This window comes from Collinsella sp. TF07-1 (assembly GCF_003437235.1).
Classification (GTDB): domain Bacteria; phylum Actinomycetota; class Coriobacteriia; order Coriobacteriales; family Coriobacteriaceae; genus Collinsella.
Genome location: NZ_QSRV01000010.1, coordinates 24357 through 47744 on the forward strand (window position 1 = coordinate 24357; position 23388 = coordinate 47744).

Annotated in this window: 18 protein-coding genes; 11 read left to right on the forward strand and 7 right to left on the reverse strand. The window is 60.4% G+C overall.

Annotated elements, in window-relative coordinates; translation table 11 throughout:
* The 5 genes from DXC67_RS10595 to DXC67_RS05465 all read right to left on the reverse strand — a co-directional run.
* Positions 1–222 (reverse strand): ATP-binding cassette domain-containing protein (locus DXC67_RS10595; protein WP_233503172.1); only part of this gene is annotated, 222 nt, incomplete at its 3' end.
* Between the two features lie 36 nt (positions 223–258).
* Positions 259–1092, reverse strand: a complete 834-nt coding sequence (locus DXC67_RS05450; RefSeq protein ID WP_117637641.1) for an amino acid ABC transporter permease — start codon at positions 1090–1092, stop codon at positions 259–261.
* A complete protein-coding gene (locus DXC67_RS05455) occupies positions 1089–1748 on the reverse strand; it encodes an amino acid ABC transporter permease (protein ID WP_022094657.1) in 660 nt (219 codons plus the stop codon). Before DXC67_RS05455 ends, DXC67_RS05450 begins: the two co-directional genes overlap by 4 nt.
* Positions 1749–1886: 138 nt before the next feature.
* Complete coding sequence (locus tag DXC67_RS05460) at positions 1887–2882, reverse strand: glutamate ABC transporter substrate-binding protein (protein WP_117637642.1); 996 nt, start codon at positions 2880–2882, stop codon at positions 1887–1889.
* 455 nt (positions 2883–3337) lie between these two features.
* A complete protein-coding gene (locus DXC67_RS05465; RefSeq protein WP_117637643.1) occupies positions 3338–5119 on the reverse strand; it encodes a 1-deoxy-D-xylulose-5-phosphate synthase in 1782 nt (593 codons plus the stop codon).
* Between the two features lie 228 nt (positions 5120–5347).
* Between DXC67_RS05465 and DXC67_RS05470 the strand changes: the two genes are divergently transcribed.
* The 11 genes from DXC67_RS05470 to DXC67_RS05520 all read left to right on the forward strand — a co-directional run bounded on the left by DXC67_RS05470 (position 5348) and on the right by DXC67_RS05520 (position 20183).
* Positions 5348–5905, forward strand: a complete 558-nt coding sequence (locus tag DXC67_RS05470) for an HD domain-containing protein (protein ID WP_117584135.1) — start codon at positions 5348–5350, stop codon at positions 5903–5905.
* A gap of 3 nt (positions 5906–5908) precedes the next feature.
* Positions 5909–6928, forward strand: a complete 1020-nt coding sequence (locus tag DXC67_RS05475) for a putative ABC transporter permease (RefSeq protein ID WP_233503173.1) — start codon at positions 5909–5911, stop codon at positions 6926–6928.
* Positions 6929–7126: 198 nt separating this feature from the next.
* Positions 7127–8404 (forward strand): ammonium transporter, encoded by a 1278-nt coding sequence (locus DXC67_RS05480; RefSeq protein WP_117637644.1) that lies wholly within the window; start codon positions 7127–7129, stop codon positions 8402–8404.
* 208 nt (positions 8405–8612) lie between these two features.
* A complete protein-coding gene (locus DXC67_RS05485) occupies positions 8613–8951 on the forward strand; it encodes a P-II family nitrogen regulator (protein WP_117629936.1) in 339 nt (112 codons plus the stop codon).
* 74 nt (positions 8952–9025) lie between these two features.
* Positions 9026–9688, forward strand: coding sequence for a TetR/AcrR family transcriptional regulator (locus DXC67_RS05490; RefSeq protein WP_158551295.1), 663 nt, complete (start codon positions 9026–9028; stop codon positions 9686–9688).
* 100 nt (positions 9689–9788) lie between these two features.
* A complete protein-coding gene (locus DXC67_RS05495; RefSeq protein ID WP_117637646.1) occupies positions 9789–11051 on the forward strand; it encodes an MFS transporter in 1263 nt (420 codons plus the stop codon).
* 109 nt (positions 11052–11160) lie between these two features.
* Positions 11161–12024, forward strand: coding sequence for an HAD-IIB family hydrolase (locus tag DXC67_RS05500; RefSeq protein ID WP_233503174.1), 864 nt, complete (start codon positions 11161–11163; stop codon positions 12022–12024).
* A 537-nt stretch (positions 12025–12561) separates the two neighbouring features.
* On the forward strand, positions 12562–13272 hold the full coding sequence (locus DXC67_RS05505; RefSeq protein ID WP_117637647.1) for a TetR/AcrR family transcriptional regulator: 711 nt from the start codon (positions 12562–12564) through the stop codon (positions 13270–13272).
* A gap of 12 nt (positions 13273–13284) precedes the next feature.
* Positions 13285–18087, forward strand: a complete 4803-nt coding sequence (locus DXC67_RS05510) for a 2-hydroxyacyl-CoA dehydratase (protein WP_117637648.1) — start codon at positions 13285–13287, stop codon at positions 18085–18087.
* Positions 18088–18503: 416 nt separating this feature from the next.
* Positions 18504–19463 carry a 3-hydroxyacyl-CoA dehydrogenase gene (locus tag DXC67_RS05515; protein WP_117637649.1) on the forward strand — a complete coding sequence of 320 codons (960 nt, stop codon included), beginning with the start codon at positions 18504–18506 and terminating at the stop codon, positions 19461–19463.
* 270 nt (positions 19464–19733) lie between these two features.
* The gene (locus tag DXC67_RS05520) at positions 19734–20183 is read left to right on the forward strand and encodes a hypothetical protein (protein WP_117637650.1); all 450 of its coding nucleotides are present in this window, start codon (positions 19734–19736) and stop codon (positions 20181–20183) included.
* A 125-nt stretch (positions 20184–20308) separates the two neighbouring features.
* On the opposite strand, the gene DXC67_RS05525 is transcribed toward DXC67_RS05520, so the two are convergent.
* Both DXC67_RS05525 and DXC67_RS05530 read right to left on the reverse strand, forming a co-directional pair.
* Complete coding sequence (locus DXC67_RS05525) at positions 20309–21448, reverse strand: DUF389 domain-containing protein (protein WP_117637651.1); 1140 nt, start codon at positions 21446–21448, stop codon at positions 20309–20311.
* A 214-nt stretch (positions 21449–21662) separates the two neighbouring features.
* Complete coding sequence (locus tag DXC67_RS05530) at positions 21663–23366, reverse strand: OPT/YSL family transporter (protein WP_117637652.1); 1704 nt, start codon at positions 23364–23366, stop codon at positions 21663–21665.
* Between the last annotated feature and the right edge of the window lie 22 nt (positions 23367–23388).

Consider the following 23388-nt stretch of genomic DNA (forward strand, 5'->3'; position numbering starts at 1 on the left):
GCCCTCGATGAGGATCTCGCCCGAGTCGATGGTTTCCAGGCGGTTGATGGTTCGGCACATGGTCGACTTGCCCGAGCCCGAGGGGCCGATCACGACGACGACTTCGCCGCGGTCGACCGAGAGATTGATGTCGTTGAGGACGTGCAGATCGCCATAGTGCTTATCGACGTGCTTGAGCTCGATAAGCGGCTGGTTGCCAGAAGTAGAAGTGCTCTGTGCCATGGTGCTCGGCTCCTTATGACTGGAAATGGTAAAGCGTTAGCGGATGATGGTCGCGCCGGTCTTGTGCGAAACGTAGACAGCGGCCTTGTTGATCGCGACGTTGATGAGGATGTAGATGACCGCGATCACCAGATAGACCGATACGAGCGCGTCGTAGTTGGTGATGAGCACGCGGGCATTTTGCATGAGGTCGGGGTAGCTCACCACATAGGCGACGGTGGTGTCTTTGACTACGACCACGAGCTGCGAAATCAACGACGGAATGATAAACCGAATCGCCTGGGGCAATACGATTTTAAAGGTGATTTTGGCCTTGGAGAGACCGAGCGCCTGGGCTGCCTCGACCTGACCACGCGGCACGGCGTTGACGCCGGCGCGGAAGATCTCGGCAAGTACGCCGGCTGCAGCGAGCGCGACGGGAAGCGTGAGCATCCAAAACGACGGCAGTGAAATCTTGTACTGAGGCAGCACCAAAAAGAAGAAGTAGATGAACAGCAGGCTCGGCACGCCACGGAAGAAATCGGTGAGCACGCGGCAGACCAGCTGCAGCGGCTTGATGTCGCTGGTACGGCCGAGCATGAGGGCTAAGCCCAGTACCAGCGCGATGGCGCCGGCGGTGAGCGCGACCTTTACTGTGCCCTCAAAACCGGCAAGCAGGAACTTCCAGGTGGTGAGGTGCGTAAAGAAGTACCAGTAATGGACCGAAAGCTGGCCGGTCACATAAAAGCGCTGCAGTACCAGAGCGATGAGCGCGGCCACGGCAACAAGTGAGATGGCGGTGCCGACGCGAATCTTGGCGCGCATCTTGGGGCCGGGAGCCTCGTAGAGCGCATCGCGCATGGTGAGCGCGGAGGTGGAGCGCTTGCTCATCGGAGGATCCTCACCTTCTTATCGATATAGTTGCCAATGTGGCTCACCACAAAGGCCGTGCCCAGGTAGCCGAGCGCCGAGATAAAGAACGCGGCGACGCCGCCGAGCGAGCGCGTGTTGATGTAGCTCACCACGCCGGTGAGCTCCTGCGGTTTAAGCGGCACCTGACTGCCGAGCGCGGTGGTGAGCATGACGGCGATAAAGAGGTTGGTCATGGGCAGCACGCTCGAGCGCAGCGCCTGCGGAATCACGATCTTGGCGAGGATACGGCTGAAGCTCATGCCCAGCGAGCGGGCGGCTTCCACCTGGCCGACACCGACGGTGTTGATGCCGCTCATAAAGTTCTCGGAGCCAAAGGCAGAACCCAAGAGCACTGTGGCGACGATGACGCAGGTGCGGTAGGGCAGGACGACCTTGAGCGGGGGCAGCGCATAGACGACGATAATGAGCAGCGCGATGCCGGGGATGTTACGGAAGACCTGGACATACAGGTCGCCAAAGACGCGCAGCGGCTTGAGCGGCGACACGCGCATCACGGTGACGGCGACGGCCAGCACCATGGCGATGGCAAACGACTCAAGCGTCATGCCCCAGGTTGCTAGCAGCGCGTCGATATAGTTCTGGCCATAGAGCGACCAGAGCTCGGAGAGACTCATGCGGACCTCCCGCCGGTAAGGAAAGGGGCTCCCGTGTGTACGGAAGCCCCGACAACTCAGTGAGGAAACAGTTTAGCGCAATAAAGCGCATCGTGCGTTTCCGTATGGTTTCGTAGCGGCCGTTACTAGGCTCGCTGCCTAGGCGCCGATCTCGGGCAGCTCGGGAACATTGGTGTCGCCCGTACGGTCGCCAATGCAGATCTGCCACAGTTCGGTCCAGGTGCCATCGTCCTCGATCTTCTTAAGGAAGTCGTTGACAAAGGCGACACCGTCGGAATCGAGCGGCAGGCCGATGCCGTAGGGCTCCTTGCTGCCGAAGGGCTTGCCGGCAATCTTGTACTTGCCGGGCTCGCGGACCAGGGCGCTCTGCTGCATGTTGTTGTCGATGACGTAGGCGTCAACGCGGCCCTGCTGAAGTGCCTGGCGGGCCTCCTCGTCGGTCTTGAACTCCTGTTGGCTGGCCTTGGGGGAGAACTCCTCCAGGATGGCGGGGCCGTTGGAGCCGGACTGGACGGCGACGTTCTTGTCGGCCAGGTCGTCGACGCTCTTGATGTCGTCGTTGTCGGCGAGCACCAGGATAGCCTGCTGGGTGTAGTAGTAGGGACCGGCGAAGGAGACGAGCTTCTTGCGCTCGTCAGTGATGGTGTAGGTGGCAAAGACAGCGTCGACCTGGCCGTTCTGCAGGACGGACTCGCGCGTGTCCGAGGTCACCTGGGTGATCTCGACCTTGTTCTCGCCCAGAATGTAGTTGGACAGGAGCTGTGCGATACCGGCGTCGAAGCCGCGGGTCTGACCGTCTTTCTCGTTGAGGAGGGAGAAAAGTGTGGAGGTCTGAACGCCACCGATCTTAAAGACACCGGCGTCCTTGACGGCCGTGGCCCAGGTGCTGGCGGCGATGGCGTCGTCATCGGCCTTGGGGCCGTTGTCGACGAGTTTGTCGAATGCCTTGGCATCGAGTATGGTGGAAGCCTCGGTATCTTCGGAGCTCTTGGAGGAGCCGACGGCGGAACCCTTGTCGGCCTCGGCGCTGGTGTCGGAGCAGCCGGCAAGACCAAGGCCGGCAACGGTTGCGAAGGTGGCGGCAACGAAGCCGCGGCGGTCGAGAACGACCTGCTGGGAGAGGTTCTTGCTCATGGTAGAACACCTTTCTCAATAAAATCCCTAGCGGTTGAGTAGAGTTATACCCTATCCCGCTCAAATGGGTCAACACGAAATAACTCAGAAACATACTTACCTTATGGGTTATTCTACCTACCATAAAGGGACAGGCACCTTTGTGGTGGTTCTTGCAGATGTGGTGGCCTGTCTCGCTGCTTTGTCTCAATCTGTAACAGGTAGACGAGGAAATGGGTTCTAACTGTTACAGATTGAGATTTTCTCTTCAGGGGAATTCGAATGTCTCGATCTGTAACAGTTAGACGGCCAAAAGGTCTCTATCTGTTACAGATTGAGACAAAGGTCAGGGGCAAAGACGGTTTGTCTAGATCTGTAACAGTTAGACGGGAATTCGGGCCCTAGATGTTACAGATTGAGATAATCGCGCGCGAAAATAAAAACCTCCGCAGGGGTGCTTCCCTTGCGGAGGTTTTTTACTCGTTAAGTAGCCTAACGGCTTCGGCGGCCATGTTCTCGGCCGTCATGCCGTTCTGAGCGAGCAACTCGTTGGGGTCGTAGCGGTCGGGGAAGCCCTTGGCGATGCCAAAGGTGCGCGTGCGCACGGGCGTGCAGGCCAAGTAGCACGCGACGCGCTCGCCCCAGCCGCCGTCCAAGATGCCGTCTTCGAGGGTGACGACAACGCGATGCTTGGCGGCAAGGCTGTCGAGGAACTCGCGGTCGAGCTCGGTTGCATAGCGCGGGTTGACGAGCGTGGCCTCGATGCCGTACTCGGCAGTCAGACGGTTTGCCACGCGCTCGCCCAGCTCAAAGAAATCGCCAAGCGCGAGCACGGCCACGTCGCGACCCTGGCACACCACGTTGTAACGAACGGCGCCGTAATCGGCGTCCTCGGCAGGCGCAAGATCGGGGCGGCTTACCAAGCCAATGCCCGGCACGCGAATCGCCACGGGATGCTCGCGGTGGTCGAGCGACCAGCTCAGCATGGATAGGTATTCCTCCATGCAGGAAGGCGCCAGGTAACGCATATTGGGGAGAGCGCCCAGCATAGAAATATCAAAGAACGAAAGATGCGTCTCGGATGTGGTGCCAAAGATCGATGCGCCAAACACCAGGATGGTTGCGGGGACATCGTTGAGGCACAGGTCGTGCCACAGCTCGTCGTAGGCGCGCTGCAAAAACGTGCCGTACACACCAAAGACTGGCTTGGCACCCGAGCGCGCAAGCGCGGTGGCAAAGGTCACGGCGTGCTCCTCGGCAATGCCCACATCGACGAACTGTTTGCCGGCGGCGGCGCGAAGCTCGGGTGTAAAGCCCATGATGTAGGGCGTGGCGGCCGTGATGCCCACGACCTGCGGATCGTGCTCGATGGCGGCGCTGAGCGCCTCGCCCGTAATGTCGGCATAGGTGCGCGGCGCAGGCTCGCTCGGATGGCCCGGGCAGAGCTTGCGCCCAGTCGCCATGTCAAACGGACCCACATGATGCCAGCGCTCGGGGTCGCTCTGGGCTGGCTCAAAGCCCTTGCCCTTTGTGGTGGAGACGTGCAGCACGATGGGATGATCGATATCGCGCAGCTCCTGCAGCGTGTCGACCAGGGCCAACACATCGTTGCCGGTGTCCAGATAGCAGTAGTCGAGCCCCATCGCGCGGAAAACGTTGCGCTCACAGGTGCCGTTGCTGGCGCGTAGCTCGGCCAGATTGCGATACAGGCCACCGTGGTTTTCGGCGATGGACTGGTCGTTATCGTTGACGATGATGATCAGGTTGCTGTCGAGCTCGGCGGCATTGTTAAAGCCCTCAAACGCCAGACCGCCCGAAAGCGAACCGTCGCCAATGATGGTGATGACGTTGTACGCATCGCCCGCCAGGTCACGAGCGTGCGCCAAGCCGCAGCCCAGACTCACCGACGTGGAGGTGTGGCCCATGGCGAACAGGTCGTGCTCGGACTCGTCAGGATTGGCAAAACCAGAGGCCTCGCCGTAGCGTGCCGGGTCGATATAAGTGTACGCGCGCCCAGTCAGCGCCTTGTGGGCGTAGGTCTGGTGCGAAACATCAAAGACAATCTTGTCGATGGGGGAGTTAAACACGCGATGGAGCGCAACCGTAAGCTCAACGACGCCCAGGTTGGGGGCAACGTGCCCGCCGACGGCGGCGGAGCTTTCGAGGATGGCGTGGCGGATCTCGCCGCAGAGCAGCGGAAGCTCGGCGCGATCGAGAGCCTTGACGTCCTCGGGCGTTGTCGTTTGCGTAAGCAGCATCGTTGTGGGTTACTCCATGCGAATCGTGCGCCGGCACTCCCTCGGCCGGCACAATTGCACAAGACAGTCTCGCACATTTTGGCGTTTGATATGTGACGGCGGCGCGGTAATTCGCCAACTGGTGGGGCAAAACGTTTTGTCCGATGCCATACTGGTAAATTCGATGATGATTTTATTCATTGCGCGCAGGCCGCGGCTTGCCGCCGAGCGCCGCCGGAAGGAGGCCGCATGTCCGATACCGTTCGTGCCGAGAAAATCGCGCGCGAGGTCGACGATGCCGCCCGTCAGCTTGCCCAGGCGGGCCGCTTGGACCTGATGCATGAGTTTATCCAACATGGCGATGTGACGGTCTATACGCATGTGACCTCGGTAGCGCGGGCAAGTCTGTCCTTTGCCGAGCGCCTGGGCCGCGTCGGTATCTCCGTCGACCGCTTATCGCTGCTGCGCGGGGCCCTGCTGCACGATTACTTTCTCTATGACTGGCACGATCCCGACCCAAGCCATCGACTGCATGGCTTTCGTCACCCGTTTTTTGCCTTGGCGCGTGCGGAGGAAGATTTTGAGCTGACGCCGCGCGAGCGGAATATTATCGTACGGCATATGTTTCCGCTGGTACCGGTGCCGCCGACGTGTCGTGAGGCATGGATTGTGTGCCTGGCGGATAAATGGTGCGCACTGCGCGAGACGATTGCCGGCCGTCTGCCGCGCAAAGGCGGCGCGAACGATTTGAACGAGGGCCCGAGTGACGGCTCGAGCAAAGAATCGAACGAAAAGAGGAGTGGGTAGACGGTGGGAACCGCGATCGACATGGCATTTGACGGCGCGACGCTTGCCGCCTGTCCGCTCTCGGCGCTGGTACTCTCGTTTGCCTTCTACGGTTTTTGCGGCTGGGTATGGGAGTCGACAGTCTGCGCCATGCTCAACCACGGACGCTTTGCCAACAGCGGCTTTTTGCTAGGGCCGTGCTGTCCCATCTACGGTGCGGGCGGCATTGCGTGCTGGTTGCTGCTGCGTGGAATCCCAGACGCCTCGAGCCAGTTTGTCGCTGCCGCGCTCGTATGCAGCGTGATCGAATATAGCGTGGGCGTGCTGTTGGAAAAAACGACGGGTGCCCGGTTTTGGGATTACTCGCACCTGCCGTTTAACCTGCACGGACGCATCTGTCTGTACTGGGCCTGCGCGTTTGGCTTGGGTGCGTTGTGCATTTGCCGTTTAGTGGAGCCGGCATTGCTGGGGCTGCTTGGCCATCTGCCGGTGCTGATTGTGCGGCTGTCCGCCTTTATCGTCGCGGTCGCGATGATGGTCGACGCGGTGTGCTCGTTGGCGAGCTGGCGGCGTCTGTCTGATCAGCTGGAGCGCGTCCGGGCCGACCTTGCCGACCGCATCAATGAGTCGCTTGCCGATGCCTCGGACTCAATGCTCGAACGTATTCCCGATTCTACGATTGACTCGGTGGCACAGACGCACATCCGTAGCCGTGCCGTTAACGCGTGGCTGGCCGAGCTGGGTGACGCCGCGCTCGATGCCCTGCGCGAGAAGGCTTCGATGCCGACGTTTATCGCGGATGGCGCTCGCGGCCTGGCGCTTGCCGCCCGCCGCGTGGCCGATGCCGCGCCGAGCATGCCGCGTCCGTCGCTCAGTCGTCGCCTTGCCGGCAAGCGCATGAGCCGTCCGGTGCCGAGTGTGTCACTCAGCCGCCGCGACCTACGCTTCTTTAACGCCTTCCCGCGTCTGCGCATCAATCGCTACGAGGGCATCATCCGAGCTACCGGCCTCCGCGACCGAGCCCGCGAGCTGTTCCGCCGCTAGCCTGGACGGGCGCGCTCACGGCTTCCTTGCTCGCGTATTTCCCGTTCGTTTCGCGCCCGTTGCCGTGCCGTTTCCAAGATTGCGGCACCGTTTCCATTCGACAACGCAGCGTTTAACAACGCCGTATCTGGTCTACACCAGTTGGCCCTCGGCCGCATCATGAGCGCCGACAACGTTCATGCGACCAAGGGGGAGCGAATGTACGATACGGGATCGACAACGTTTATGCTCATCTGCACCATGCTCGTGTTTTTAATGACACCGGGTCTGGCGTTTTTCTATGGCGGCCTGTCCAGGCGCAAAAATGTCATCAACACCATGCTTATGTGCTTTGGCGCCATTGGCCTGGTTGGTGTGCTGTGGATTGTTGCTGGCTGGTCGCTGGCCTACGGCGGCGACGGTTCCAGCCCGTTTATTGGAGGCCTTGACCAGTTGCAGTGCCTACCGGTGCTCAACCAGGTGCTGCAGGCGGCCGAGGGCAATGCTACGGATGGTGCCGTCTACCCTCAGATCATCAACATCGCCTTCCAGATGGCGTTTGCCATGATCACCGCCGCTATCGTTACGGGCAGTCTGGCAGGCCGCGTTAAGTTTGGTGCCATGACGGCCTTCCTGGGCATTTGGCTGCTCGTGGTCTATGCGCCGCTCGCCCACATGGTTTGGGGCGGCGAGGGTTCCTTTATCGGCGACATCATCGGCGCGCTCGACTTTGCCGGCGGCGACGTGGTACACATTTCGTCCGGTCTCACGGGCCTGATTCTCTGCTTAATGCTCGGCCGTCGTCGCGGCTTTGGCATGATGAGCTACCGTCCGCATAACGTGCCGTTTGTGGCGCTGGGCGCCGGCCTGCTTTGGTTTGGCTGGTTTGGCTTTAACGGCGGCAGCGAGTTTAAGGCCGACGCCGTGGCGGCGCTCGCCATCCTCAACACCGTGACGGCCAGCGCGGCGGGCATGGTCTCGTGGCTTGCCGTCGAGCGCGTGCACACCGGTCGCCCCACGCTGGTGGGTGCCAGCACCGGTTTGGTTGCGGGCCTTGTGGTGGTCACGCCGGGTGCGGGCTTTGTCGAGCCGTGGGCAGCGCTGGTCATGGGCCTGATCGTCTCGCCCGTTTGTTACCTGGCCATCAGCCATCTTAAGACCAAGTTTGGCTACGACGATGCGCTCGACGCGTTCGGTTGCCACGGTATCGGCGGCATCTTGGGCGGTGTGCTCACGGGCCTGTTCTGCGTGCCGGAGCTCTCGTGGACCGGTAAGGGCGGCCTGTTCTACACGGGCGACGTGTCGCTGCTTGTCTCGCAGGTTCTGGGCATTGTGGTGACGGTCGTTATTGTGCTGGTGCTCGACTTGGTGGTCGCCGCGGTGGTCAAGGTGCTGTTCCACGGTAGCCTGCGCGTGGACGAGGCCGACGAGGCGCTGGGCCTGGATGCGAGTCAGCACGGCGAGAGCGCATACCCCTCATTCTCCGGACTCGATTAGCAGCTTCCCCAAGCACCGCACCTTGCCGTTCAATCGTCGCTCACGTACTTAAGTACGCTTCGCTCCTCTTTCACGGCAATCTGCGGCACTTGGGAAACCTGCTAAGACCAGTCAGTTGAACTTTTTTGATCTCTGAGGTTGGTTTACGGCACCTGGGAAACCCGCGTCTCATGTAAAGGGATACGTTGATTATTGAGAGGAATTCACTATGAAGAAAATTACGGCGATCGTTCGTGCTGAGAAGCTTGAGGTTCTCAAAGACGCGCTGTTTGCTGCCGATGTTCGCGGCATGACCATCAACCAGGTGCAGGGCTGCGGCGCGCAGCATGGCTGGAAGGAATACGTGCGCGGCAACGAGCTGCTCGTCAACACGATCCCCAAGGTGCAGTTCACCCTCATCTGCGCCGACGAGCATGTCGACGGTATCGTTGACATTATCTGCAACGCCGCTCGCACCGGTGCCGTCGGCGACGGCAAGATTTGGGTCGAGCCGGTCGAAGAAGTCATCCGCATTCGCACCGGCGAACACGGCCCGGCCGCGGTGTAGAATCGACCGTCTGCCATCCGCAACGTTAAAATGCTGCAATGAGGCACAAGACTTGCGTTGCGGATGGGCGGATTATGGGTCGCAATAAATATCCCGAGGAGACGGTCGCGAAGATTCTCGACGCGGCACTGGAGCTATTCTGCGCACAGGGTTATGAGGGGACGAGTATTCAAGATATCGTTGACCGTCTCGACGGCATGACCAAGGGCGCTGTCTATCATCACTTCAAGAGCAAAGAAGAGATTTTCAACGCCGCGTTTGATCGGGCGATGACTCCGATTGTTGAGCGCCGCCGCTCGATGCTTGGCGTCGGTAATATGACCGGAGCCCAAAAGCTCAAGCGACTGTACGCTCCCGAGTCCGTTGTTCCACAAATTGAGCTATGGGCACGTATGCGTCCTGCAGCAGATCCGGTAAAAAGCTCGCGCCTACTGGCGATGCAGTACCAGGGCTCATTTGACGAGTCGGCCGATGGCTGTCTCTTGCCAGTGATCGAGGAGGGCATCGCCGACGGATCCATTGCGTGCGAATGCCCGCGCGAAGCGGCAGAGGCCGTATCGTTGCTGGCGAATCTCTGGTTGCTGCCACTGTTTCGTCCGCTTGAACCCAAGGATCGAATGCTCGCTCGCGCTCAATGTTTGGCGCAGATGGCCTCTGCGGTGGGACTCGATTTGGGCGAGGAAGTGCTCCAGACAACGGCGCAGATTTGGGACGTATGGGACTGCGCCGGGTGGTAATATAGATACCAACGGTATGTAATTGATTTGTGAGGGTAGCCACGGCTGCCCTTTTCAAGTCATTAAATACATACTAGTGGTATGTATAGGGGGTGGGCTTATGGCTGGGCTGAGAGACGTCGGTGTCTCGTTGAAATCAAAAACAGTGCGGTCAATCAGGCTCGCGGAACTTCTGGTTGCGCAGCTGTGCACGTATTCGATGCTGTCGGCGCTGTGCTTTGCGTATCCACTTTACTTGTTCGATCGCAGTGGATCGTCAACGTTATATGGCGTCGTCGCGGCGATAGCGTTCATACCCGGCGTACTTGCAACTCCGGCTGGCGGAATCTTGGCGGATAGGGGAAGACATCGCGAGGTCCTCGTGGCCCTCGGCATTGCTCTGATGACTGCATCACTGCTGTCTATCCCCATGAAGCGCTCGTTGCCTCTTGCGGTCGTCGTAGTAGCGATACTTTGTGTTCAATATGGTGTTCAATCGCTGCTAAAGCCAATGCTCCAAATTGAGACGGTGCGCATGGCGGGTGAAAAGAAGGTTGAGCGGGCCACTGCATTGGTTTCGCAGGTGACCATGGTGAGCAATATCTTGGGTCCTGTGGTCGGGACGGCAGTCTATGGGTGCTTTGGCATCGATGCTCTTTGCACAATCGCGTCGGTAACGTTTGCGATTTCAGCTCTGTTGTTTGGTGGCGTACTCAAGCAAAATGCCTCATCTGAAACGATGGGAGACGGCGCGACTCGCACGACATGCCGAAACGATTTTCGGGAGTCGATTCGGTATCTGTTGCAAAATGCATCATTGGTCGCTGTGATTTTGCTTGCGGCCGTTTTGAACCTTGCGTTGGTTGGGCTAACGATTGGCGCTCCCATTATTGTTACAAAGCATCTCGGCATGCAATCGTCCTGCGTTGGGATAGTTGAGGTTGCTCTGGGCTTGGGTGGTCTTACCGGCAGTGGCTTGGTCGGCATTTGGCCGCATCGTTTTTCTTTCAATGGCATATGTCGATATGTTGCGATGATCTGTTTTGGAGTCGCGCCGATCATTGTCGCGCTATTGTGCGGCACTGATGTATGTGCGTTCGCCGTGTTTGCAGTTGGTTCGGCATGGGTCATGGTGTGGGCAAGCATTGCGTCGGTTGAAATCATCGCGTTTGTTCAGCGGGCAGCGCCGACTGAGCTCTGCGGAAAAGTGCTTTCGGTCGTTTACATGGTCCTTTCCTGCGCAACGCCTATCGGCCAATTGACGTACGGGGCTGCATATGATCGATGGACACCGGCGATTGTATTCGCAGCCATGTTGGCGGTGCTGACGTTGATGACGGCTCTGTTTTATCGGCTGAAAAATCGATTGCGGCGATTGTCTTAACGCGCTGGGGCACCGTGAATTTGTGAAGGCGGTGGTACGCCGCGCCGGGACGGCATTGTTTGGACATGCCTCTCCTTCGTCTACAATATCGGGCAGACGAAGGAGAGGCATGTCCATGATCAAGATGTTCGCGAGTGACTTAGACGGAACGTTGCTGAACGCCCTGCACGAGGCGGATGGGACCATCCGCCGCGCCATTCGCGAGCTGACTGAGGCTGGCCTGCACGTGGTTCCCGCGACTGGACGATCGACGTTGCCGATCGGCGAGCATGGCTTTACGGGCCTGGCGCTTGACGCCTGCTGCTCCAATGGATCCATCGTGCGCGACAGCCATGGCGAGGTGCTCAAGACTTGGACCATCGATCCGCAGGTCACTGAGGAACTGCTCAAGGCGTTCCCGGACATTTGCTTTGATTGTTCCACGCCCGATGGCATGTACTCGAGCGGTTCGTTCGAGATGCATCAGGCGGGCTTTAAAAAGGACAGCCCCATCAAGCGTATTGTGATGCGCGGCATGCGTGCGCGCGGTGGGTATCACGAGGAGCAGTATTTCGACCAGTCGATCGGTGACATCCTGCGCCACGATGTATGCAAGATCAATTGTCGCGTGACCTCGCCCGAGCTGGAGCGTGACCTTAAGGCCTATCTTGCCGAACGCTCGGACCATGTGGTCAACGCGCCGTTCGATCCGGTGATGTTCGAGATCACGGACGTGGCGTGCAACAAGGGCGAGAGTGTGGCCTGGCTGGCGGGCTACTACGGTATTGCCGAGGACGAGGTCGCGGTCTACGGCGACGGCGGCAACGACATCGCCATGCTCAAGCGTTTCCGCCACAGCTATGCGACCAAAAACGCTAGCGATGCAGCTAAGGCTGCTGCGAGCGCAACTATCGGCAGCTGCATGGTCCACGCCGTCCCCAAACACATGCTCGCCACCATGCATAAGCAGAGCTCCCGCACCATCATTGAATAATGTGACAAAGGGACTGTCCCTTTGTCACAGTGGGGACTAGCTTCTTTAAACACGAACATATATTCGCATATTTAACTGCGCTTTGATAGAATTGTTGCTGTTGGCGGCAGTTCCATGTGCCGGGCAGAGCCCTCCATCTGATGGGAGGTGATGCCCATGACCGATTTGATTGATTTCGTGAGGCTCCTGACCGCATTGGTCTCGCTTCTTACGACGCTTATCGGACTTTCCGAGGCACTCAAGCAACGCTCGAAGCAACGAAAGAGGGGTCGCCGCCGCTAAGGCGTTGACCCCTTAATCCACGCAACGGCGCTGCCCAGCTTTGCAGAACTTGGGCTGCCGTCGACACCATTCTACCCACGAATGACATTTTGGACAATCGGCAATGTCGCTTCTAAAAGCTGAGCGCAACCTAATGTGACAAAAAGACAGTCCCTTTGCCACAATCAAAATATTGCCTTTATGTGTTGATGCACACGGTGTGCAATAATACTCGCACTGTGCAATAGCGCACAGGCTGAGTAGCAAGGAGGACGCTTGTCCCAGCTCGAGAAATGCGATCGCCGGTCCCTTCGCTCGCAGCGTGCCCTTCGCCAGGCACTTGCCAGCGAGCTTGCCGAAAGCGGCGACCTTTCGCGCATTAATGTCGCGTCGCTCACCGAGCGCGCTGGCCTTACGCGCCGCACGTTCTATTCGCATTACCGCGATATCCCCGACTTTATCAATCAAATCGAGGACGGCTTGCTGGCCGAGATCCGTGAGCGCATTGAGCTCATCACCGCAGCTCAGCTGCCCGATCTCTATCACAACATCGATGAGCTCGAGCCGGCGCCCGGTTCGGTTGATCTGCTGCGTTATCTTGCGGCCAACCGCGACTTAATCGGTGCGCTGCTGGGTCCGGGCGGCGACCAGGCCTTTATTAAAAGGATTATCGACACCGCGCGTGAGGCTGTGGTGCCGCGTGCGCAGACGGGCATTTTGGGCCTAGCGCTGGGTACGTTCTTTGACTACTACGTCACCTACGTTGTGAGTGCCGAGGTCGGCATGATTCAGCGCTGGTTTGAGCGTGGGCTCACCGAATCGCCCGAGGCCATGGCACGCATTATGACGGTTATCGCCTTTGTGCGTCCCGGCGACTTGTATGGCCAACCCATCGATATCAACGTGCCGGAATACGGCATGAAGCTATTGAACTTGCAGCTCGAAGACGCGGTCGACACCGCCGTGTCCGTTGAGTCCCATAACTAAGAGGAGAGACAGATGAGCAAACTCGTCGAGGGCATTAAGGACCGTATGGTCGCTGCCGCGCGTGAGGCCGCGCCCGCCGTGGCGGATGCCGCGCAGAAGGCGGCGACCGCTGCTGCCGAGATAGTCACTGAGAAAGTCGCCGAGGCTAAGAGCGCGGCGGGGGAGGCATTCGTTGCCGGCGCAACGACTGACGCAACCGCGGCCAACGCTGCAGATCCCGTAGCCGCTACCGCTGTCCACGCCCCCGAAGGCGCGATCTTCAACCCCGAGGCCGCCCGCGGCAACCTGCACCTGGGCATCGACGTGGGCTCCACCACCGTTAAGCTCGCTGTGCTCAACGACGACAACCAGATTGTCTACGCCAAGTACCAGCGTCACCACACCGACGTCCGCGCTTGCGCCCGCGACCTGTTCGAGGGTGCTGCGACCGTGCTGCCGACGGCCCAGATGACCTGCGCCATTACCGGCTCGGGCGGCCTGCTGCTGTCCCAGTGGCTCGACCTGGAGTTTGTCCAGGAGGTCATCGCCAGCAAGCGTGCCGTCGAGACCCTCATTCCGGCCACCGATGTCGCCATCGAGCTGGGCGGCGAGGACGCCAAGATCATCTACTTTGACAACGGCATCGAGCAGCGCATGAACGGCACCTGCGCCGGCGGTACGGGCGCGTTCATCGACCAGATGGCAACCCTGCTGCACACCGACGCGAGCGGCCTCAACGAGCTCGCGGCCAACGCCACCACCATCTATCCCATCGCTAGCCGTTGCGGCGTCTTTGCCAAGACCGATGTGCAGCCGCTCCTCAACGAGGGCGCCCGCCCCGAAGACGTTGCCGCCTCCATCTTCCAGGCCGTTGTGACCCAGACCATCTCGGGCCTGGCGTGCGGCCGTCCCATTCGCGGCAACGTCGCCTTCCTGGGCGGCCCGCTGCGGTATCTCTCCGAGCTGCGCCACCGCTTCTACCTCACGCTCAACCTGGACGAGGAGCATCGTATCGTGCCCCAAAACGCCCACCTGTTTGTGGCGAGCGGCGCCGCCATGGCGCACGAGTCCAACAAGCTCAGCACGTTCCCGCAGCTCATCGAGGCTATCGACAGCTTAGGCGACACGCAGGGTGCCGAGGTCGAGCGCCTGGATCCGCTCTTTGCCACCGACGAGGACTTTGCTGAGTTCAAAACCCGCCACGACCAGGAAGTCGTCCCCAAGGGCAAGCTCGACGGCTACACCGGCCGCGTGTTCATTGGCATCGACGCTGGTTCCACCACCATGAAGGCCGCACTCGTGGGCGAGGACGGTCAGCTGCTGCACACCTGGTACGGCAACAACAACGGCGACATCCTAGGCACGGCCAAGGTCATCATGGCCGATTTCTACAACCACATTCCCGCGGGCTGCACCATCGGCCACGTGACCACTACGGGCTACGGCGAGGCGCTGCTCATCGAGGCCCTCAAGGCCGATTCCGGCGAGATCGAGACCGTTGCGCACCTGCGCGGCGCCAAGGCATTCCTGCCCGGCGTCGAGTTTATCCTGGACATCGGCGGCCAGGACATGAAGTGCCTGCGCGTCAAGGACGGTGTCATCGAGCACATCATGCTCAACGAGGCCTGCTCGTCGGGCTGCGGCAGCTTTATCGAGAGTTTCGCTGTCTCCATGAACATGGACGTGCGCGCGTTCGCCGACGCCGCCATCCATGCCAAGGCCCCCGTCGACCTGGGCAGCCGCTGCACGGTCTTTATGAACTCGCGCGTCAAGCAGGCGCAAAAGGAAGGCGCCACGGTGGGTGACATCGCGGCCGGCCTGTCCTATTCCGTCATCAAGAATGCCCTGTTCAAGGTCATTAAGCTGCGCGACCCCAAGGAGATCGGCAGTCAGGTGATCGTCCAGGGCGGCACCTTTATGTCCGATGCCACGCTGCGTGCGTTTGAGCAGCTCACCGGCGTTCACGCCGTGCGCCCCGACATCGCCGGCTGCATGGGCGCCTACGGTGCGGCCCTGCTCGCCCGCGATCGCGCCGGCGCCGATGGCATTTCGACCATTCTTTCTGCCGAGGACATCGCGCACCTCACCGTGACGCAAAAGCATGTCCGCTGCGGCCGTTGCTCCAACAACTGCCAGCTCACCGTCAACGACTTTGGCGGCGGCAGGCGCTTCATTACCGGTAACCGCTGCGAGAAGGGTGCCGGCCACAAAAAGCAAAAGACCGAAGCCCCCAACCTCTTCAAAAAGAAAAACGAGCTGCTGTTTAACCGCGAGGTGCTGAGCCCCGACGAGGCCCCGCGCGGCACCGTGGGTATCCCGCGCGCACTCAACATGTACGAGAACTACCCCTTCTGGCACGCGTTCTTTACGCGCCTGGGCTTTAGCGTGCAGCTGTCCGACCAGTCGAGCAAGAAGACCTACCAGGCGGGCATCGAGTCCATGCCGTCCGAGAGCGTGTGCTATCCGGCCAAGATGAGCCACGGCCACGTGATGAATCTCATCGACCGTGACGTCGACTTCATCTGGATGCCGTGCGTGCGCTGGGAGCGCAAGGAGGATCCGACGGCTGGCAACTGCTATAACTGCCCCATCGTCATGAGCTACCCCACGGCGTTGGCACTCAACATCGACGAGATCCGCGAGCAGAACATCGAGTTCCTGTATCCGTTTGTGCCCTATCACGACAAGACCGAGCTCAAGCGCCGTCTGTATCAGGTGCTCGCCGTCGACCGTGTGGCCGATGCGCAAGCCGGTCGCGGTCGCGTGCGTGGGCCCAAGATCACGCGCTCCGAGGTCGATGCCGCTGTCAACGCTGCCTTTGAGGCCGATGCGCGTTTCCATGAGGACATCCAGACCATGGGCGAGGAGGCTCTTAAGTGGGTCGAGGACCACGGTGGCCACGGCATTGTGCTCGCCGGCCGCCCCTACCATAACGACCCCGAGATCAACCATGCCCTGCCCGAGCTTATCTCGAGCTTTGGCTTTGCGGTCTTTACCGAGGATTCGCTCGCGCACCTGGTAAAGCCTGAGCGTCCGATTCGCGTCGTCGACCAGTGGATGTACCACAGCCGCCTGTATGCCGTCGCCCGTTTTGTGACGATGCGCAACGACCTGGATCTGATCCAGCTCAATTCCTTCGGCTGTGGCCTGGACGCTCTGACCACCGACCAGGTGCAGGAAATCCTTGAGGCCAGCGGCAAGATCTACACCGTGCTCAAGATCGACGAGGTGTCCAACCTGGGCGCTGCGCGCATCCGCATCCGCTCGCTCATGGCGGCGCTCAAGGACCAGGAGGCCGAGCGCTTGGCCGAGGCTACGGCAGCGGGCGAGGCCTACGAGCAGGGCGACGCCGCGCCGGTGGCACCCTCCATGGATGCTCCCGCATTCGCGAGCCGCAAGTACACGTTCGAGGCGCAGCGTGAGAGCGCCTCGACCGCATGGCCCAAGGTGCCCTTTACCGAGCAGATGCGCGAGGAGGGTTACACCATCCTGTGCCCGCAGATGGCGCCGATCCACTTTGACCTGGTCAAAGAGGTGTTCCGCGGTGCCGGCTACAACCTGGAGCTGCTGCCCTCGACTGACCACGATGCCGTCGAGGCCGGTCTGCGCTATGTGAACAACGACATCTGCTATCCGTCGATCCTGGTGACGGGTCAGATCATGGAGGCCATCGAGAGCGGTCGGTACGACCTGTCCAAGACAGCCGTGGTCATCAGCCAGACCGGCGGTGGCTGCCGTGCCACCAACTACATCGCGCTTATCCGCAAGGCCCTGCGCGAGAGCGGCCACCCCGAGATTCCGGTGATCTCGCTTTCGGCCGTGGCGCTGGGCGAGGACAACCCCGGCTTTAAGATTACGCCGGCGCTGCTTAAGCAGGCAGTCTACGCGGTGCTCTTTGGCGACGTGATGATGCAGATGCTCTATCGTTGCCGCCCGTACGAGGCAACGCCCGGTGCGGCGAACGCACTCTACGAGGAGTACATGGCGCGCGCCCGCAAGCTGGCGCCCAAGTTCAACAGGCATAACTACACCAAGCTGTGCCGCGAGGCCATCCGCGCGTTCGACTCCATGCCGCTCGTGGGCGAGGGCACCAAGCCGCGCGTGGGCGTGGTCGGCGAGATCTTGGTCAAGTTCCATCCCACGGCCAACAACCACGTGGTCGACGTTATCGAGCGCGAGGGCTGCGAGGCCGTGGTGCCGGGCCTGCTCGACTTCTTCCTGTACTCCATGAGCAACGCCGAGCTGCAGAAGGACGAGCTGGGAAGCTCTCCCACTACGCGCGCGGGCATGCAGGCGCTCATCAAGCTGGTGGACTGGATGCGCACGCCGGTGGAGGAGATGCTCGAGAAGTCCCGCCGCTTTGAGGCGCCCGAGCGCATCGGCACCATGGCCGACAAGGCCCGCACGGTGCTTTCGGTGTGCAACAACATGGGCGAGGGCTGGCTGCTCACGGCCGAGATGCTCGACCTGATCGATCACGGTGCGCCCAATATCATCTGCACGCAGCCCTTCGCGTGCCTGCCCAACCACGTGGTGGGCAAGGCCGTGATCAAGGAGCTGCGCCGCCAGCATCCCGAGAGCAACATTGTCGCGGTGGACTACGACCCCGGTGCGTCCGAGGTCAACCAGCTCAACCGTATTAAGCTCATGATCAGTGTGGCCAAGGAGAACATGCGCGCCGGCAAGGGCTTTAAGCTCGAGAAGGTGGCGCCGCTCGCGATGGACGAGGTCACCGGCCAGATGCGCGCCCACGACGGCTGCGTGAGCTGCGAGCCGGCCAGCGAGGAAGCCGTTGCGTCGGTCGCCGAGCGTCTGGGACGCGGCATTAAGAAGTAGCTTGCCCGCTATGGGCTAGATATGAGACAAACGGGTGGCAGCCGTGCCGGCTACCACCCGTTTTTGCTGGACATATGTTGCGTAAACGCCCCAACTATCACCCTTTGCGAACTTAGATTTCGGAAGTATGCGGCAAAATCTGAATAGGCCGAGCGCACCGGATATGACAAAGCTCTGTACCTGCGGTTTTATTGGCGAAAATCAGGACGTGCTCAAGAGTTTCGGAATTTGCCGCATACTTCCGAAAACGACGTCTCGGTGGCACCAAAAACTGCCCTCGGAACCCCTGAGATAATGAACATATGTAGCCGTTTGCCGCGAAATACCGCCCGTTTATAGAACCCACCCCCAGCGCGCGTCATCCTTACGGTTGAATAAATACACATCTATGGAATTACGTAAGAGAGGGCCGTTCCATGAGCTACAAGACCGTTTGTGTTGCCGGCAGCGGCGTGTTGGGAAGCCAGATTGCCTTTCAGGCTGCCTACTGCGGCTTTGATGTAACGATTTGGCTGCGCAGCGAGGGCAGCATCGGCCGCACCCAGCCCAAGATCGATCACGTGCGCAAGGAGTACATCGCGGCAATCGAGGGCATGGCGGACGGCACGGGCGAGTGGTGCGCCGGTATCGCCGATGGCACCCAGCCCTTCGACAAGGAAGCGGCGCTCGCCGCCGTCGAGCGTGCCTACTCCACACTCAAGCTGGAGCTCGATCTTGCCAAGGCCGTGGCCGACGCCGACCTGGTCATCGAGTCTATGGCCGAGGACACTCAGGCAAAAATCGACTTCTACAAGAAGCTCGCCCCGGTTCTGCCGCAAAAGACCGTCATCGTGACCAACTCATCCACGCTGCTGCCGAGCACCTTTGCCAAGTACACCGGCCGTCCCGAGAAGTACCTGTCGCTGCACTTTGCCAACTCCATCTGGAAGAACAACATGACCGAGGTCATGGCACAGGACCAAACCGACAAGCGCTACTTCGACGAGCTCGTCGACTTTGCCAACGATATCCGTATGCTTGCCCTGCCCGTCAACAAGGAAAAGAACGGCTACCTGCTCAATTCCATGTTGGTGCCGTGGCTGCTTTCGGGCCTTGACCTGTATGTTTCGGGTGTGAGTGACCCCAAGAGCATCGACCTTGCATGGACGCGGGGCACCGGCGCCCCCAAGGGCCCGTTCCGCGTATTCGACACGGTGGGTATCCAGACGGCCTACAACATCGTCATGCAGTATCAGAAGGTCCCGGGCCTGGTGAGCCCGCTGCTCAAGAAGATGATGATGCCCTACAACTTTAAGGCTATGGCGTCCGTCCTCAAGAAGATGCTCGACGAAGGTAAGCTGGGCGAAAGCTCGGGCGAGGGCTTCTTTACGTACTAAAAATGATCTCTTGGGGGCGGAAGCGTTGGGGATCTACGGTAGTATGCGACAAGATCTGAATAGGTCGAGCAAGAGCCGTAGCGCGCGTTGACGTTTGGCCAATAGAACGCAAAAATGCACCGTTCGCCGATACTCCTCTCGCGAGTGGTTGCCATATGGTTTGATGTTGTAAACATATGATTGCCGGCAGGCCGTAGGTGACGTTCGTCATGATACCGGAGGTACCAAGTATGTTTTGCACTCCGTTAAACAAGTATCGGGCTGGTTGACATGAACCGCCGTACTATCTCGATAGCCCTCGCAGTGGTCTGCCTGGCTGTGCTCCTGGGCGCTGCAGGGCAGTTTGCTATAAATCGAGAAACATCCTATATGCAGGAATGCGTTTCCGAAGGCTTTGCCATTGATGGTTACTATCGGGATGACGAAACAAGTCGGGAAACCCTGGCTTTTCTTGAGGAGGACAACTGTCGATGGCAGCTGGTCGACCAAGACGGAATCTGCACAGACGGGCAGTTTAAGCGTACGGATGACCCCAACATCCTGATATTAAAGAAGGAAAACGGCGAAGAATTCGGTGCGGTCCACGTGGCGTATATTTCGCGCCGACGCGATCAGGGCTTGCTCTACCTATTTAGAGATACCAGGGTGACCCGTTTTTATCTGGTGAGTACCGGTCCGGCGTTTACAGTGGAGTCTGGCGATGTCGATGCGGACAGATGATTCACGGCAATAAATCAGCGAGCGGAGCGCGGCCATGGACCGCGCCCCGCTATTTGCTCGTGGCCCGCGTCACGTCTGCGCCATGTCGTGACTCGCGGCTGCGCGCATCCATCCCACGTCGCGTATTACTGCACATCAAACTCCACGCGATCGAGCTCGGGCACATTGAGGTCGATGAGCTTGCGGGCAACGCGGCGGTCGTGCGCCCCAAGCGTCTCGCTTGTCGTCACATGGGCGACAATCTCGCGCTCGACGATACCCTCCTCCTCGCCTTCGGTGGTCGAGGTCTCGACGGCGACGGTGTAATCCTTAAAGCCTGGCAGCACCGCCGCAAGCTCGCGCGTGGTTTCGGTGACGCCGTAGCCGTCCTGCACGCCGGCTTGCGCCGAGCCAATAGACCCCGTCGTCATAACGATGCAGGGGATGGCAAAGACTACCGTGCCCACAATGATGCGGCGGCGCACCTTGCGCGATAGCTCGTCGACCTCGGCGTTTTCTTCAGCAGTCACAATACCGTCGCCGTTCAGGTCGCGCTTGAGCGGCACGCGCAAAAGAAGCAGAACGGCTTCGGCCGCCAGCGCGATAAAGACAACGTTGATGCCAAACTCATAAAGCGCCGAGAGAAACAGTGGCCCGCTTGCGATGGCGATGCCATAGCCCGCCGCGCACAGGGGCGGCATGAGCGCGGTCGCCACGGCCACGCCGGCGATGAGCGTGGCGGGTTCCTGGTCGCGCGAGTTGCCCAGGCCACCCGCAAAGCCGCCCGCGAGCGCGACGGCAAGGTCCCACACAGTCGGTGTCGAATTGTCGATGATGGCGGCCGTGGTGGTGCCAAGGGGCGAGAGCTTAAAGTACAACGTAGACGTGACCAGGCAAAAGGCCATCTGTAGAGCCAAGCCCGCGACGGCCTCGACGGTAATCTCGCGGTCGAGCGTAGCGATGCCGTATGCCATGGCAAGAACCGAGCCCATGAGCGGGCAGATGAGCATGGCGCCCACGATGGCGATGTCCGAGTCGATATCGAGGCCGATGCTTGCGATGAGCATGGCGATGATGAGGATGCACAGGTGCGAGCCGGTCAGGCGCGCCCCGTTTACAAAGCGTTTGCGGATCACGTGATAGGGTGCGCGACCCTCGCGAATGTTGAACGCCCGCTTTAGGAAGCGATGCGCCTGTTCAGCCGCTTCGCTGTGGGCGGGGCGGATGCCATGGCGCCGATGATGGCGCTCGCGCAGCCGCTTGATCTGTTGTTTGTCGAGTTCCATATCCACCTCGTATTGCCGCGGGAGCGCGGGTGTGTTCGCAGCATGTACTCTACACCGTGAGGGGCGGCGCGGTCATCTTGGCGTGGAACTTAAGCGAGTGGGAAAACGGGTGCGTAGCAAATGCGTTGCGGCCGAGGGTTTCGGCAGATACAAAAAAGCGCGGGATCGGATTGGATCCGACCCCGCGCTCTGCGCTGGTGCGTTGTTGTTCGGCCTATCCCAGCAGGCTTAAGCCCACGGAGACAAACGCCAGGATAACGCCGACGATTGACTCGCCGCCGAGCAGGCCGCTGGCGACAACCAAGCCCTGTTCCTGGAAGGCGGCGTCCTTGGCAGCCCTTTCCTCGTCAGAAAGACCAGCGGTGGCGTCGCGGTGGGCGGACCACTTGTCGTAGGCGAGTTTGACGCAGGAGCCCAGGAATGCCGTGAGTGACATGTAGAACGGCAGGTACACGCCCAGGCCGATCATCATGGCCGGAATGCCGAGCCAGTACATGACGATGCCGGCGATAAAGCCGCCAACGAACCACGGCACGCTCGGGATGCCCGAGACCATGGTAGCGACCACACTTGCCTGCGCGGCCACAAAGCTCTTGTCGGGACCAAAGGCGTCCGGACCATAGGCGGTGACAAGCGCGACCATGACGGCGGCGGCGACCAGGGCGCCCACGATGCCGCCAATGGCTTGGCCGATCCACTGCGCACGCGGGTTGGTGCCCAGCACGGCGCCGGCCTTAAAGTCGTTCATGACGTCGCCCGCAAGGCCGCACGCCACGGCCACGATGCCGGCGATAAAGAACAGTTTGACCTGAGCGATCTGTGCGAAGGCAGCCACGATGAGCATGACGATGAGGCCAAAGATCTCCATGGGGTCGATGCCCGTCTGGCCGCAGCTCTGTGCGCTCATAATGGTAGTGACAAAGGTGAACAGCGTCACGATGACGGCCGGGACGGGACCAAGGTCGAGCGCGATGGCGACGATCACGGCGATGGCGGCAGCGCCCAGGCCGATGATGCCGGCGTCGAGCTTAAGGGAGCCCGAGATGAGCGACTGCTCGTCGGTGTCGGTGGAGCTGTCGGCGGCAAGACCGCGGACGATACCGGCGACCTGCGGCAGGATGTCCTTGAGGACGACGGCGACGCCAAAGCCCATCATGAGGCCCATGCCCAGGGACTTGACGATGCCCTGCGCGGTCACAATATCGAACAGACCGGCAGCGGTGCCGCCCACGATGATGCCAAAGTTGCCCAGCAGGGCGCCGGCAAACCAGAAGGCGACCGGGGCGAAGCCCACGAGGAAGCCGACGGAGAGCAGCATGGGCGAGTTGTAGATGCCAAAGGTCACGCCGGGGATGTTGAGCGTGCATAGCATGCTGGGCACCACGCCCAGAGCGTCGCGAAGCACGCTGTAGATGCCTGCGATGGCCATAGAGCCAAAGAGCTGCTTGCCGGTCTTGCCGCCGGCCTCGGTGGCGCGCAGGGTCTGAGCTGCGGCGTTGCCGGTGGGGAACTCCAACGCGGCGTCTACGATAAAGTGGCGGTGGATGAGTGCCGTGGCCAACAGGCCCAGGATAGTGCCGGCGAGTGCCACGATAAACATGTCGAGCCAGCTGATCTGGTTGGCATAGCCCAGCATCCAGGCGCCCGGGATGGTAAACGCCAGACCGCCGGCGACCATGGCGCCTGCGGACATGATGGTGTGGGTGACGTTTGCCTCGTTGAGGCTGGCGTTGCCCATGAGCTTAAGGAAGAACAGCGAGATGACGGCAGCGAAGACGATTGGCCAGGGGAGTGCGCCCATCTTGAGGGCGGTGTAGGCCGAGCTTGCCGTGATGATCACGCAGCCAAGGACGCCGATGACGACGCCGCGCAGCGTGAGTTGCCCGCGCATCGAAGCGCGGTTCGAGGGATTGCTCATATAAAACTCCTTTGCGTATATC